13 protein-coding genes are annotated in these 13,873 nt (G+C 44.6%); all 13 read right to left on the bottom strand.

Features of this window, described 5'->3' with window-relative positions; translation table 11 throughout:
- Positions 1-2: 2 nt before the first annotated feature.
- On the bottom strand, positions 3-2,282 hold the full coding sequence (locus BUB28_RS07200; protein WP_072950206.1) for a Tex family protein: 2,280 nt from the start codon (positions 2,280-2,282) through the stop codon (positions 3-5).
- 64 nt (positions 2,283-2,346) lie between these two features.
- Complete coding sequence (locus BUB28_RS07195; protein WP_072950205.1) at positions 2,347-3,387, bottom strand: alpha/beta fold hydrolase; 1,041 nt, start codon at positions 3,385-3,387, stop codon at positions 2,347-2,349.
- A gap of 128 nt (positions 3,388-3,515) precedes the next feature.
- Complete coding sequence (locus BUB28_RS07190; protein WP_072950203.1) at positions 3,516-4,283, bottom strand: MmcQ/YjbR family DNA-binding protein; 768 nt, start codon at positions 4,281-4,283, stop codon at positions 3,516-3,518.
- Positions 4,283-4,849 (bottom strand): 3'-5' exonuclease, encoded by a 567-nt coding sequence (locus BUB28_RS07185; protein ID WP_175547816.1) that lies wholly within the window; start codon positions 4,847-4,849, stop codon positions 4,283-4,285. The genes BUB28_RS07190 and BUB28_RS07185 overlap by 1 nt, the downstream gene beginning before the upstream one ends.
- Positions 4,850-5,060: 211 nt before the next feature.
- Positions 5,061-6,452, bottom strand: a complete 1,392-nt coding sequence (locus BUB28_RS07180; RefSeq protein WP_072950201.1) for an O-antigen ligase family protein — start codon at positions 6,450-6,452, stop codon at positions 5,061-5,063.
- Positions 6,453-6,574: 122 nt separating this feature from the next.
- Positions 6,575-7,048, bottom strand: coding sequence for a VanZ family protein (locus BUB28_RS07175; protein ID WP_081373423.1), 474 nt, complete (start codon positions 7,046-7,048; stop codon positions 6,575-6,577).
- Positions 7,049-7,148: 100 nt separating this feature from the next.
- Complete coding sequence (gene galE / locus BUB28_RS07170; protein ID WP_072950200.1) at positions 7,149-8,168, bottom strand: UDP-glucose 4-epimerase GalE; 1,020 nt, start codon at positions 8,166-8,168, stop codon at positions 7,149-7,151.
- A gap of 69 nt (positions 8,169-8,237) precedes the next feature.
- On the bottom strand, positions 8,238-8,846 hold the full coding sequence (gene rfbC, locus BUB28_RS07165) for a dTDP-4-dehydrorhamnose 3,5-epimerase (protein WP_072950198.1): 609 nt from the start codon (positions 8,844-8,846) through the stop codon (positions 8,238-8,240).
- A complete protein-coding gene (gene rfbD / locus BUB28_RS07160; protein WP_072950197.1) occupies positions 8,846-9,736 on the bottom strand; it encodes a dTDP-4-dehydrorhamnose reductase in 891 nt (296 codons plus the stop codon). The genes rfbC and rfbD overlap by 1 nt, the downstream gene beginning before the upstream one ends.
- Before the next feature lie 3 nt (positions 9,737-9,739).
- The gene (rfbB, locus tag BUB28_RS07155; protein WP_072950195.1) at positions 9,740-10,768 is read right to left on the bottom strand and encodes a dTDP-glucose 4,6-dehydratase; all 1,029 of its coding nucleotides are present in this window, start codon (positions 10,766-10,768) and stop codon (positions 9,740-9,742) included.
- 12 nt (positions 10,769-10,780) lie between these two features.
- On the bottom strand, positions 10,781-11,668 hold the full coding sequence (gene rfbA, locus BUB28_RS07150) for a glucose-1-phosphate thymidylyltransferase RfbA (RefSeq protein ID WP_072950194.1): 888 nt from the start codon (positions 11,666-11,668) through the stop codon (positions 10,781-10,783).
- A 22-nt stretch (positions 11,669-11,690) separates the two neighbouring features.
- Positions 11,691-12,629, bottom strand: a complete 939-nt coding sequence (locus BUB28_RS07145) for a glycosyltransferase domain-containing protein (RefSeq protein ID WP_072950192.1) — start codon at positions 12,627-12,629, stop codon at positions 11,691-11,693.
- Between the two features lie 3 nt (positions 12,630-12,632).
- Positions 12,633-13,865, bottom strand: a complete 1,233-nt coding sequence (locus BUB28_RS07140; RefSeq protein ID WP_072950190.1) for a nucleotide sugar dehydrogenase — start codon at positions 13,863-13,865, stop codon at positions 12,633-12,635.
- Positions 13,866-13,873 lie beyond the last annotated feature (8 nt).

The following is a 13,873-nucleotide window of genomic DNA, read 5'->3' as shown; positions in this document are numbered from 1 at the left end:
CCTTATTTCTGCTTGATACGGAAGCTGCTGTTGTGGAGCTGTGAAGCATCAAAGCCCTTTGGCTTGCGATTTTCACGCTTTCTGTTATCGTTTCTGCGCTCAGACTTCTTCTGCTGCTTCTTCTCCTCATCGTCATTAAGGATCATTGTAAGAGATATGCGGTTTCTTTTCAGGTCTACATCAAGGACTTTTACCTTTACGACCTCGCCTACCTTTACGGCTTCAAGAGGGTGCTTGATGTATCTGCTGCATATCTGAGATATATGAACGAGTCCGTCCTCGTGTACGCCGATATCAACAAAGCAGCCGAAATCTATGATATTGCGGACTGTACCAACAAGCTCCATACCGGGCTTTAAGTCCTTTATCTCCATGATATCGCCGCTTCTGAGAAGTGGTGCCGGGAGCTCGTCACGAAGGTCACGTCCGGGCTTTTTGAGCTCGCCGATGATATCTGTAAGTGTAGGCACACCTATGCCGAGATTTTTGCTTATATTTTCAAGACCGATACTGTCAGCCTTTTCTGTAATGCCTTCAGCTCCGCTGCCTGCGATATCAGCAAGTGTAAAGCCGCACTCGCTGAGAAGTGAAGATGCTGCCTCGTAGCTCTCGGGGTGAACTGCTGTGTTGTCGAGCGGATTTTTACCGTCACGGACTCTCAGGAAGCCTGCGCACTGCTCGAAAGCCTTCTTGCCAAGCTTCGGTACTTTAAGGAGCTCCTTACGGTCTGTAAATCTGCCGTTCTCCTCACGGTAGGTAACGATATTCTTTGCAACTGTTGCGTTGATGCCTGCGATATAGGAAAGAAGCGAATGTGATGCTGTATTGAGGTCAACTCCGACAGAGTTAACACAGTCCTCAACAACGCCGCCAAGTGCTTCGCTCATTCTTGCCTGCGGCATATCATGCTGATACTGTCCTACGCCTATAGCCTTAGGGTCTATCTTTACGAGCTCTGCAAGAGGATCCTGCAAACGGCGGGCAATTGAGATAGCTCCTCTGATAGAAACATCGTACTCGGGGAATTCCTCGGCTGCCACCTTTGATGCAGAGTATACCGAAGCTCCTGCTTCGCTTACTACCATGTAGCTTACGTCCTGAGGTACTTCCTTTGCGATCTCGGCAGCAAAGCTCTCGGTCTCGCGTGAAGCTGTACCGTTACCGATAGAGATAACGTTTACATTGTATTTCTGGATAAATTCCTTTACCTTCTTCTTTGCAGCCTCAACAGCTCCTGCCGAGCCTACAGGGTAAATGATAGCAGTGTCGAGGACCTTGCCTGTACCGTCTATTACAGCGGTCTTGCAGCCATGTGCATAACCGGGGTCAAGTCCCAGGATAATGCTGCTCTTGAGCGGCGGCTGGAGAAGCATCTGACGAAGATTTGCTGCGAATACCTTTATGGACTCCTCGGCAGCCTTAGCACTCATCTCTGAACGTATCTCACGCTCGATAGACGGGAAGATAAGTCTCTTGTAGCTGTCTGCGGCAGCAGCTCTCACAAGCTCTCCGCAGGCATTGTTAGCCTTGATATACTTGCCGAAGATAACGTCTGTAGCCATGGTCTCGTCAAGCGTTACAGCTACCTTCAGGAAGCCTTCCTTCTCGCCTCTGTCAAGTGCGAGAACACGGTGGTTTGCTACCTTTGGGATAGCCTCGGAATATTCATAATAGTTCTGATAAACGCTCTCAGCCTCAGGGTCGGAAGCCTTTGAGACAAGTTCACCCTTTTCGCCTGCAAGTGTACGGAGCTTCTTTCTGATATCGGCATCATCTGAGATATCCTCAGCGATGATATCCATAGCTCCCTGTAAAGCAGTCTGAGCATCGTTTATCTTCTTCTCTTCATCTATATAAGCCTCAGCTTCCTTCTCGGGCTCTGTGGAATTCTCCTGAGCCATGATAAGTACAGCAAGTGGTTCAAGTCCGTTTTCACGGGCAATGCTCGCACGGGTACGACGCTTTGGCTTGAAGGGACGATAGATGTCCTCTACCTCTACAAGTGTAACAGCTGCGCTGATAGCAGCCTCTATCTCAGGAGTCATCTTCTCCTGCTCTGTGATAGCATTAGTTACCTCCTCCTTGCGCTTTTCAAGGTTGCGGAGATACATGAGTCTGTCATAGAGCTCACGGAGTATCTGGTCATCGAGAGAGCCTGTGAGCTCCTTTCGATAACGGGCGATAAACGGTATAGTCTTGTCATCGTCGATAAGTGCGACTGTATTGTCTACCTGCTCCTGTTTAAGTCCGAATTCCTTTGCCAGTGTCTTGTTGATATCCATAATTGATCCTTTCATTTTACGATATAAGGACCGTGGGTACTGCCGCGGTCCTGTAGATCGTTATTTATTCATTTACTGTTTCTTCGTTTTCCTGCTGTACGGGAGCTTCCTCAGCAGATGCAACTGCCGCTGCTGTGGCTGCCGCTTCGGCAGCTTCCTCCATACGCTCCTCGTTCCAGCGGTCAAGCCACGAAAACAGAGTTTTTGCAATATCCTTATATACGTTTATGCTGTTTTTCTCCATGAGTACGTCATGGCGCATACCGTCGAACAGTCGGTGTGATATGCTGTCGTATCCGATCTTTTCAAGCTTTGATACCAGCTTCATAAACTTCTTCTCCGATACCATCGCGGTATCTTCCTTGCCCGATATAAAGCGTATAGGAAGCTTTGGATTTTTCAGCTGCCAGCCTGTTCCCGACTGTGAGTTCCTCATTATCCACAGCATCTCCTGATAGCCGTTGAGTGTAGGCTTGAAGTTGCAGAGCGGATCCTCATTATATGCAAGGACCACGTCAGGATCGCTGCATCTCCATGAATTTATGGGATCCTCAAAGAATTTTCCGAGGCTGTCATCTATAGTATCGAATATTTTCTCGCTTCTTGAACGGCTTCCCGGACGCTTTGAAGCTACTGAATTTATGACTCTTGTCACAGGTGAGAACGGGCTGTAATAAAGGCTGCCGAGAAGAACAAGTCCGTCTATGCAGTCGTCGTATTTCTTGATGAAGCACTTTGCGCCCGAAGCTCCAAGACCGCTTGCAGCCATAAAAACAGGAACATTAGGGTAAGCTGCTTTTATGCGCTTGTTTAGCTGAGCGATATCGCTTACAAAGCCCTCGCCGCCTTTTCTGAACATAAAGCCGATATCTTCAGACTCCATGATACTTCCGCCGTGACCGCGGTTATCGTGTATTACTGTTATAAATCCCTGCTCTGCAAGGTAATCCATAAAGGGGTAATATCTCTCCTTGTGCTCATTCATACCGTGAACTATCTGGACAATGCCGTTTATATCTCCCGAGGGCACTGCCATTACAGCCGAGATCACAAGCTCATCGAAATCAGAAGTCAGTTGAAATTCCTTCAGATCAGCATTAAGCATAAAGTTCCTCCTGTCAAAAATCGGAAAAAATAAAAATACACTTACATCGAATATTATACCATATTAACGGAAATAAATCAATAGCATGAGCTTTTCCGCTAAATAACGTTGTTTCTAAAGTATTTGCGTCATATGATGCCTTTACTTTTGCAGAGACATTTAAGCTCGCGGCTGAGTGCAGGCGGTACTCCTCTCGGTCCGCGGACTGCACCTGCTCCAAGCTCTTTCATTGCCGTCAGCGGCATATCGCTTTTATCAAAGCGGCATATAAGCTTCAGCTTCATTGCCTTTCTTATATGATAATCACCGTTATCGTATTTATACGGTATATCCACCTCTATAGCCTCGCACTTGTACATTATTGCGGATACGGGCGCAGCCATGTACATATAGATGATATCTCCCACTATTATGTTTGATGTCTGCTTCCAGAGTATCATACCGTCACGCTGAAAGTCCTGCTCAACATCGTACATGGAAGGAGATGCAGGTATGAGCCACTCCTTATTATCAGTTCTGAGCCTTTTGCTGCCGCCGCTTTGCTTTATGAGCTCATAGCTCATATCCAGCAGCGAGAATACCTGCTCCTCGGCAACAGTGCCGTCAAGGAGCACTGTTATCCAGCTTTCCTTCTGCATATGGTAGGCAGGGTGTATGCCCTTCATAGCAAGCAGAGAGCCTGTCATAAGCGGACTGCACTTCACATTCACGATGTCATAGCTCACGCCCTTTGCAAGTCCAAGCTTGCTGCCATCCACACACATGATTATGCCGTACCATTTATCGTTGCTCTCACAGCGTAATACCGCACAGTCAGGAGTCCTTGCCCAAAGATATTCGGGCTTTGTGCCGTAACGGTCGGCTGCATACTCTATGAGTCTGTCCTTCAGAGCCATTATATAGCCTCCTGCCTGCGCATCTCGTCGCGCAGACATATATAGCAGGCGTTGCATATCTCGCAGTCCCTTGCGGCTCTGTGAGCACCTGCTATCTCTATTCCGTAATGTGCGGCAACAGTGGTCTGCTTCCTGTCGGGAAGAAGCGTAAGCACCTTCCGCGAAAATCTCAGCACATCTACAAAATCATTCTGCAAATATATCCCGTGACATCTGAGAAGATTGTCATAGAGAAAGTTGATATCAAAATTAACGTTATACCCCATGAGCATATCGTTACCTGCAAATTTATAAAAATCAAGTATCGCAGTATTTATATCGGGAGCATTTTCTACCATTGTATCATCTATACCTGTCATTCCCGTTATGAACTCGGGAATATGGTGCTCAGGCTTTACAAAAGTGCTGAAAACAGCTTCTTTTCTGCCGTTTCTGTAGCGAACTGCCGCTATTTCGATTATCTCGCAGGTCTCAGGGTCGAGCCCTGTAGTCTCTATATCGACTACGCAGTAATCCTCGGGAAAATCTATGCGGCTCTTTCCCTTTCTGCGTTTTATACTGCCCAAACCAATGCTCCTTTCACAAACAATATCAGTTTACATTATAATATACATATCCGAAAATGTCAAATCAGCAGTTACATTTGTCACTCAAAAAGTGACATTTGTCATCTTGAAAACTTGCTTATCATGAGTTATAATCTATATGTCATCTGAAAAAACACACTCCTTAATGATCAAAGACCGCTCCCTGTGCACGGGGAGCGGTCTTTGTGCTTTATGCCTTCACGGCTTTTTTATGTTCCTTTGCATAACCGAAGTAATGCTGATTTTTCTTTGACAGACACATACCTATGGTTATCCAGAAATAAGGTACTACATTTACAATGCTGCTGTTGAATAAAGCCTGTGCCGCATATCCAAAGAACATACCGAGCACTATCCAGTTGATAAATCTTTCCTCTTTGTCATCGTTGTGTATAACGTTCCTGATACCTGTAACAGCTGCATAAACAAGAAGCGTAAGATATGTGATGAGCTGGAATACACCCTGTGTTACAAGGTAATGGATATACTCATTATGACCCTTTGCGTTGCTGAACATTCCTTCATGGAAATCAGGACTCTTCAGGAAGGCATCTTTATAGTTGTCAAGACCTATTCCGAATGCCCAGTGTTCGGGAACCATCTTTAAGCCGAATTTCCATATGTATACTCTGCCCGATCCAAGTCCCTGAACGTTATTTTTCTCACCTGATGCAGAGGATATCTCACTATTTGTCAGTTCAAGCTTTCCTGTTATCTTGCCGCATACTATTATAACAAAGGCTGTTACCAATGCCATACCAACTATAAGGAGCAGCAAACGTTTCAATATACTTAGAAGCTTTTCTTTTTCAAGCCCCTTGAACTTCATTATCGTCAGAGATACTGCCAAAAAGATAAGATATGCTGCCACACCTACCCACGCAAGTCTTGCCTCGCATGAAAGCAGAGTGTAAAAGCAAAGAATTGATATAGCGTATGTTATATTTCTTATAAGCTTGCTCTGAGTAAACAGGAATATTCCCGATGTGCAGGCAAACATAAGTACACTAAGTCCGCCGTACCAGTTTGAGTGCTGGGTCAGTCCGTAGCTTCTTTTAAGTTCAAGGATGAGGTCTGTATCATAATAGCACTCTATCATGTATATGCCGCAGGTCTGAAGTGCCGCCACGACTGACTGTATCACCGTAACAAGTATGAATACATTCAGTATGCCTTTTCTCATCTGCTTGTCATGTATCATTGTTCCTGCGAACATAAGGCTGAAATATCCAACAAAATTGAACAGCCACTCATCATAGTTGAAGCCGTGCCATGTTTCCTGTTTATTCAGCGTAAATACCGCAGACAGCAGTGCAAAGACAAACAGCAGCAAATACAGAAGATCAGTAAGATAATACTTGATATTCTGATGCTTCAGGAAATGCACTATTATGGCAAATATTCCCACATAGCCTGCTATCTCTACAATAATAGGCTGGCTCGCAAACGCCTGTGAATGTTTTTCGTCAAATATCTCCATAACAGGCAGAGCTATCATAACCGAGATTATATAATAAAAGAAAAATCTCTCCGAGGTTATCATCTCAAAAAAGCCTGACAAACGTTTTTTTATTTCTTGCATACTCTTCCTCCCTAAAGTACAATAAATATATTATATATCATAAGCCAAACTGTGTCAAGTTATTTGATGAGCTAAAGCATTTTCAGCCAAAACGCCGCTTAAATAAGCGGCGCTTTTAATGTTCATTGATCTGTTTCCGTGACTTTGTCTGGAAGCCTGTTGGATATTATCACATAGATGATGCAGCCGATACAAGCTCCGATAGTATTATGCAGTATATCATCCGACTCAAATAAGCCTCTGCCTGTATAATACTGCGCAAACTCGATGAATATCGAGAATGCAAAGCCTATAACAGCAGCTGCCTTTATACTTCTGAATTTTTCAGACATTATGGGCAGCATAAATCCCAATGGCAACAGCATCACAAGATTTCCGCCGATCTGTCCCGACCAGTAGGAGTAATCTCCGCTTTTCAGCATGACGCTTACTTCCCATAATGGTCTGAACACATGACGGCGCATACCCGGAGTCCTGTCGATAAGTGTTATATTAAGCACACAGTACAGGTAAATAAGCAAAGTAAAGGTGCAAAGTGCCTTCAGCATAAGCTCAGAATAGCTGAGCTTTTTTAGTCTGTCTTTAATTTTCCACATATGTCTCAGCCCTTCTTTCAGTATACTTTATAATATTATACCACAAAAATCCAAAAAATGCAACCTAAATTAAAAACTCGGGCAAATGCCCGAGTTCAAATCACTTATTATAGCCGTTAGGATTGTTTTTCTGCCAGTTCCATGAATCGCGGCACATATCCTCAAGAGTTTTCTCCGTTTTCCAGCCAAGCAGCTTATATGCCTTGTCTGCATTTGCATAGCACTCGGCAAGGTCGCCTTCTCTCCTTGCTCCGTAAACATGATTTACCTTGATATTATTTACCCTTTCAAAAGTATCCACTATCTCGGTAACGCTGTATGGAGTACCTGTGCCGAGATTGATTATCTCAACGCAGTTGTTTGCAAGGATATAGTCTATAGCCTTAACGTGACCCTTTGCAAGGTCTACAACGTGGATATAGTCACGGGTGCAGGTTCCGTCAGGTGTTGGATAGTCGTTGCCGAATATTGTAAGGCACTCGCGTCTGCCTACTGCCACCTGCGATACATATGGCATAAGATTATTCGGTATTCCCTGTGGATCCTCACCTATCATGCCTGACTCATGTGCTCCGATAGGATTGAAATATCTGAGGAGTATAACAGAAAGCTCCTTATCAGCCTTTGCTGCGTCTTCAAATATCTGCTCCATCATCGACTTGGTCCAGCCATAGGGATTTGTGCAGGCACCGCGCGGCATTGTTTCCAGATACGGAACGGGATTTGCTTCACCGTATACAGTTGCCGAGGAACTGAAAATGATATTCTTTACTCCGAATTCATTCATTGTTTCAAGCAGAGAAAGAGTAGTATCTATATTATTCCGATAATACATTACAGGCTTCTGTACAGACTCTCCTACAGCCTTCAGTCCTGCAAAATGGATAACAGCATCTATTTTGTTCTCTCTGAACACCTCTGCAAGCTTTTCATTATCCTTTATATCAAGCTCGTAGAGCTTTACAGCCTTGCCTGTTATCTTTTCAACTCTCTTTATTGATTCAGGTGAGCTGTTTGAATAATTATCGGCTACTATTACATCATAGCCTGCATTTAAAAGCTCAACAGCTGTATGTGAGCCGATATATCCTGCTCCGCCTGCTAAAAAAATCGTTGCCATATCATTTACCTCTTTCCCTAATTATTGATAAACAAATGCAGCCTCTCTATATGAAGCTGCAAAAAATATTCAGAATTTGAAAGTATTCTCAAGTGTTTCCCACTTTTTATCTTTATCGCTGAGATTGAGCTTTGTTCCGTCCTCAAGGGCATATCCCTCACTGTCGGCACTTCCCTTGTATTCACCTGTCATCTCAGGCCATTTGATGCCGATAGCAGGGTCATTCCAAGCAAGTCCGCCCTCATCATTTGCATGATAGAAGTCATCACACTTGTAACAGAATTCAGCAATATCACTGAGTACGAGGAAGCCGTGTGCAAATCCCTTAGGAATAAGGAACTGCTTTTTGTTCTCCTCAGTAAGCTCTACGCCGTACCACTTGCCATAGGTCTTGCTTCCGCTTCTGAGGTCAACAGCAACATCGAATACCCTGCCCTTTATAGCGCGTACAAGCTTGGTCTGCGGGAACTGCTTCTGGAAGTGGAGTCCGCGGAGAACGCCCTTTGTAGAGCAGGACTGGTTGTCCTGAACAAATACTATATCAATGCCTGCTTCTTCCATATCACGCTGTGAATATGTCTCCATGAAGTAACCTCTGTTGTCACCGTGAACAGCAGGAGTTATTACGCAAAGTCCTTCAATACCGCCAACATTTTTTTCAACTGTGATCTGTCCCATTATGCTTCTATCTCCTTTAAATATCTTGAAAGTGCGTCCTGCCATGTAGGAAGCGGTTTGAAACCGTTTTCAGCCAGCTTCGACTTGTCGAGCCTGCTGTTGAAAGGTCTTGCAGCCTTGGAAAGTCCGTATTCTGCTGTAGTAACAGGTGTTACCTTTGTGGACATTCCTGCCTGCTTGTATATCTCAACTGTGAAGTCGTACCATGAGATATATCCGCCCTCGTTTGTAGCGTGATAGTAGCCGTACTTCTCGGTCTCTGCCATATCAACAAGAAGCCTTGACAGGTCGAGAGTATAAGTTGGAGTACCTATCTGGTCATTGACTACTCTTACCTCGGGATACTTCTTTCCGACATTTATCATTGTCTTGATGAAGTTCTTGCCGTTTACGCCGAATACCCATGCGATACGAACGATAAAGTACTTATCAAGGGTATTTGCCACAGCAAGCTCACCGTCAAGCTTTGACTGTCCGTATACATTCTGGGGAGCGTAGTCCTTGCAGTCAGGCTGCCAGGGCTCTGTTCCCTGTCCGTTGAATACGTAGTCTGTGGAAATATATATCATCTTGCAGCCGAGCTTCTTGCAAACGTTTGCGATATTCTGTGTACCGTCAACGTTTATTGCCTTGACCTTTGGCTTGTTCTCCTCGTCCTCGGCAGCATCAACTGCTGTCCATGCTGCACAGTGTACAACAACATCGGGCTTTACCTCTGATATTGCCTTTTCAACTGCTGCTGCATCGGTTATATCAAGCTGTACATAGGGATATTCTGTAGGCACCGACTCCAGTATATCCGAGCCTACGCCCTCATATCCACGCTTTGCAAGCTCGTCCATCACATCATGTCCGAGCTGTCCGCCTACGCCTGTTACGAATGCCTTCATAGATCACACCTCTGCACGGTTGCCGTACATTTTCTCATAGTAATTCTGATACTCGCCGCTGATGATAGTCTCCCACCACTCGCGGTTCTCAAGGTACCACTTGATAGTCTTCTTGATGCCGTCCTCAAACTTTGTCTCAGGCAGCCAGCCAAGCTCGTTGTGGATCTTTGTAGGATCGATAGCATAACGCATATCGTGACCCTTTCTGTCCTCAACATGAGTGATAAGGCTCTCGGGCTTGCCAAGCTCCTTACAGATGAGCTTAACGATGTCGATGTTCTTCATTTCATTGTGTCCGCCTACGTTGTAGACCTCGCCTACCTTGCCCTTGTGAATGATAAGGTCGATAGCACGGCAGTGATCCTCAACATAGAGCCAGTCACGTACATTGAGTCCTTCACCGTATACAGGGAGAGGCTTGTCTGCGAGAGCGTTTGCTATCATCAGGGGGATAAGCTTCTCAGGGAAGTGGTATGGTCCGTAGTTGTTTGAGCATCTTGAAATTGTCACAGGCAGACCATAAGTACGATTATATGCCATAACGAGAAGATCTGCACCTGCCTTTGAAGAGCTGTATGGGCTGCTTGTGTGGATAGGTGTAGTCTCTGTGAAGAAAAGGTCAGGTCTGTCAAGAGGAAGGTCTCCGTAAACCTCATCTGTTGATACCTGATGATATCTCTGGATACCGTACTTGCGGCAAGCGTCCATGAGTACCTGTGTACCGAGGATATTTGTCTGAAGGAATATCTCGGGGTTCTCGATAGAGCGGTCAACGTGTGACTCTGCTGCAAAGTTTACAACGATATCTGGCTTCTCTTCCTCGAAAAGCTTGTATATAGCCTCACGGTCGCAAATATCTATCTTCACGAAACGGAAATTCGGATTCTTCATAACAGGCTCAAGTGTGGAAAGATTGCCTGCATATGTGAGCTTGTCCAGACATACTATTCTGTAGTCAGGATAGGTGTCCAGCATATGGAATACGAAATTTGAGCCGATAAAACCTGCTCCGCCTGTAACAAAAATTGTCATAGTTTTTACTCCTTAATACTTTATTTTGCCCTCGGCAACTTTTTTAAGGTGAGCACCATAAGGTGACTTACCGTATTTTTCTGCTGACTTCATAAGTCCGTCATTGTCTATCCAACCATTGATGAATGCTATCTCCTCGGGAGCAGATATCTCTATTCCCTGACGATTCTGAACCATCTGAACGAAGTTCGTAGCTTCTGCAAGGCTGTCCATTGTACCTGTATCAAGCCATGCAAAGCCGCGTCCGAGAAGCTGTACATCAAGAAGTCCGTCATGGAGATACATCTCATTGAGTGTTGTTATCTCAAGCTCTCCGCGGGCAGAAGGCTTCACCTGATTTGCTCTTGCGCTTACGCCTGCGGGATAGAAATAAAGTCCTGTAACTGCGTAATTGCTCTTAGGAACTGCGGGCTTTTCTTCAATTGAAAGGGCGTGTCCGTCCTTGTCAAAATCAACTACGCCAAAACGCTCGGGATCGGGAACATAGTAACCGAATACTGTTGCACGGCTGTTCTCCTCTGCATTCTTCTTTGCGTTGCGAAGTATGCTTCCGAAGCCGTTTCCGTAGAATATATTATCTCCGAGAACCATTGCACAAGCGTCATCGCCTATGAATTCTTCACCGAGTATAAATGCCTGTGCAAGTCCGTCGGGACTTGGCTGCACCTTGTAGCTGAGGTTGATGCCGTACTGTGAACCGTCACCGAGGAGTCTCTCAAAATTAGGAAGATCAGTCGGTGTGGATATAATAAGTATATCCTTTATCCCTGCAAGCATCAGTGTTGAAAGCGGATAATACACCATCGGCTTGTCATATACAGGAAGCAGCTGCTTCGATGTTACCATTGTAAGCGGATAAAGTCTTGTGCCGGAGCCTCCGGCGAGAATTATTCCTTTCATGCTTTTTACCTCGATTCCTTTATCATTTTATATGAGACAGAACTCTGAATTTAGGATTACGGTACAGATTAGCTCCCATAGTCCCGCATTTCTCAATAGAGATATCATTTTTCCATAATACATAGGGCAATGATAACTGATCTCTGCACGAGCTTGCTTTCAGGAATTCCTTCCACCATTCTTCAAATATCTTCTTGCTTACCTCGCTGTGAAGATCGACTGCAAAAACAGTACATTCAAGAAGTCCGTAGCTTTTCGGGAAGCCCTCGGACTGATATCTTCTGACATCATCTGTGATGCCCTGGGAATTGCCCTTCCTGTAGATCTGACAGAAAACAGCCTCCTGATATAAGCAGTTTCTGTTTCTGTGGGTATGCATAGCAAATCCCACTGTTTCGTCTATCATGTTTGCAAGTCCGGACATATCGGATATCACCTGAACATTGCCGTCGATATATATTGCATAATCATAGTCCCTGAAGAATTCATGAGGGTGCATTTTTAAATAGCGGTTCTTCTGCACATCGGTCAGTTCATTCAGGCTTTCAGGTATAGGACGGACCTCCCACACCTCTGACTTTATGTTCTGATTTGTGTACATGACATATGATATATTGGGATTCTGTATAAATCTCGGCTCGCTTCCGCTGTCATACTTTCCCGATATACAGGTGTAAACAACGGTCTTTTTAGGGCTTCGCAAATACAGACACTGCTCTGACTTCTTCTTATCCCAGCCAAGCTCATTTGCTTTGTCCGCAAACGACTCCAAGCCGTAAAGCTTCATATACTTGCGCTTAGCCTTTTTAAAATCAAACGATTTTTTAAATCTGGCATAATCGAGCTTGCTTTTCCTGAGATATCTCTGCTCATTTTCCTTAGTCAGCAGATATTCATAATTACATTTTTCCAGCTCACGGATAAGCGCTTCTTCCCTATCAGTATACATCTTATGCTCCATAACTCAGTCTCTTCTGAAAAGGTCTCTTGTGTACACCTTTTCCTGAACATCATCGAGACAAGCATCGTATCTGTTGGCGATAATGGCATCTGACTCAGCCTTGAATTTTTCAAGGTCATTTACAACAGCACTTCCGAAGAATGTGTCTCCGTCGCTGAGAGTCGGCTCATAGATGATGACCTTTGCGCCCTTAGCCTTAACTCGCTTCATAACGCCCTGAATAGAGCTCTGACGGAAGTTATCGCTGTTAGACTTCATTGTAAGTCTGTAAACACCGATAGTTACCTCCTTCTCCTTGCTCTTGTCGTAATCTGAATTGGCATCATAATAGCCTGCAAGCTGAAGAACACGGTCTGCGATATAATCCTTACGTGTACTGTTCGATGATACTATCGCAGATATCATATCCTGCGGAACGTCCGCATAATTTGCAAGAAGCTGCTTGGTATCCTTTGGCAGACAATATCCGCCGTAGCCGAATGAAGGATTATTATAATGTGTGCCGATACGAGGGTCAAGGCAAACGCCGTTGATTATCTGCTGTGTGTCAAGTCCCTTCATCTCAGCATAGGTATCGAGCTCATTGAAGTAGCTTACACGAAGTGCAAGGTAGGTATTCGCAAAGAGCTTTACTGCCTCTGCTTCGGTAAAGCCCATAAACAGGGTTTCGATATCCTCCTTTATTGCGCCTTGCTGAAGAAGTCCTGCAAAAGTATGAGCTGCTTCAACAAGTCTCTCATCGTTCATATCTGTGCCTACAATGATACGGCTCGGATAAAGATTATCATAAAGCGCCTTGCTCTCACGGAGAAATTCAGGGCTGAAAATGATATTCTTGCTGCCTGTTTTCTCGCGGATAGACTTTGTATAACCTACAGGAATGGTGGATTTTATCACCATTCCAGCATTGGGATTATACTTCATAACAAGGTCGATAACAGCTTCAACAGCACTTGTATCAAAGAAATTCTTTTTGCTGTCGTAATTTGTAGGAGCTGCGATAACTACAAAATCAGCGTCCTTGTATGCTGCCTCTGCATCAAGTGTAGCTGTAAGATCAAGCTCCTTTTCAGCAAGATACTTTTCGATGTAATCGTCCTGGATAGGAGACTTTTTATTGTTGATAAGCTCCACCTTCTCAGGGATTATATCAACTGCTGTTACACTGTTATGCTGTGCAAGCAGAGTTGCTATCGAAAGACCTACATATCCTGTTCCTGCTACTGCTATTTTCATTTTTTCCT

Origin of the sequence: Ruminococcus flavefaciens, assembly GCF_900143025.1 — a bacterium.
Classification (GTDB): Bacteria; Bacillota; Clostridia; order Oscillospirales; family Ruminococcaceae; genus Ruminococcus; species Ruminococcus flavefaciens_I.
Note: the sequence above shows the minus strand (reverse complement) of the source record. Positions and strands in the feature narration are given on the sequence as shown.

Bases quoted from the DNA above. Each gene is read 5' to 3' on its own strand.
- BUB28_RS07200 (WP_072950206.1), bottom strand. From the start codon at position 2,282: ATGGATATCAACAAGACACTGGCAAAGGAATTCGGACTTAAACAGGAG.
- BUB28_RS07195 (WP_072950205.1), bottom strand. From the start codon at position 3,387: ATGCTTAATGCTGATCTGAAGGAATTTCAACTGACTTCTGATTTCGAT.
- BUB28_RS07190 (WP_072950203.1), bottom strand. From the start codon at position 4,283: ATGGCTCTGAAGGACAGACTCATAGAGTATGCAGCCGACCGTTACGGC.
- BUB28_RS07180 (WP_072950201.1), bottom strand. From the start codon at position 6,452: ATGCAAGAAATAAAAAAACGTTTGTCAGGCTTTTTTGAGATGATAACC.
- BUB28_RS07175 (WP_081373423.1), bottom strand. From the start codon at position 7,048: ATGTGGAAAATTAAAGACAGACTAAAAAAGCTCAGCTATTCTGAGCTT.
- galE (WP_072950200.1), bottom strand. From the start codon at position 8,168: ATGGCAACGATTTTTTTAGCAGGCGGAGCAGGATATATCGGCTCACAT.
- rfbC (WP_072950198.1), bottom strand. From the start codon at position 8,846: ATGGGACAGATCACAGTTGAAAAAAATGTTGGCGGTATTGAAGGACTT.
- rfbD (WP_072950197.1), bottom strand. From the start codon at position 9,736: ATGAAGGCATTCGTAACAGGCGTAGGCGGACAGCTCGGACATGATGTG.
- rfbB (WP_072950195.1), bottom strand. From the start codon at position 10,768: ATGACAATTTTTGTTACAGGCGGAGCAGGTTTTATCGGCTCAAATTTC.
- rfbA (WP_072950194.1), bottom strand. From the start codon at position 11,668: ATGAAAGGAATAATTCTCGCCGGAGGCTCCGGCACAAGACTTTATCCG.
- BUB28_RS07145 (WP_072950192.1), bottom strand. From the start codon at position 12,629: ATGGAGCATAAGATGTATACTGATAGGGAAGAAGCGCTTATCCGTGAG.
- BUB28_RS07140 (WP_072950190.1), bottom strand. From the start codon at position 13,865: ATGAAAATAGCAGTAGCAGGAACAGGATATGTAGGTCTTTCGATAGCA.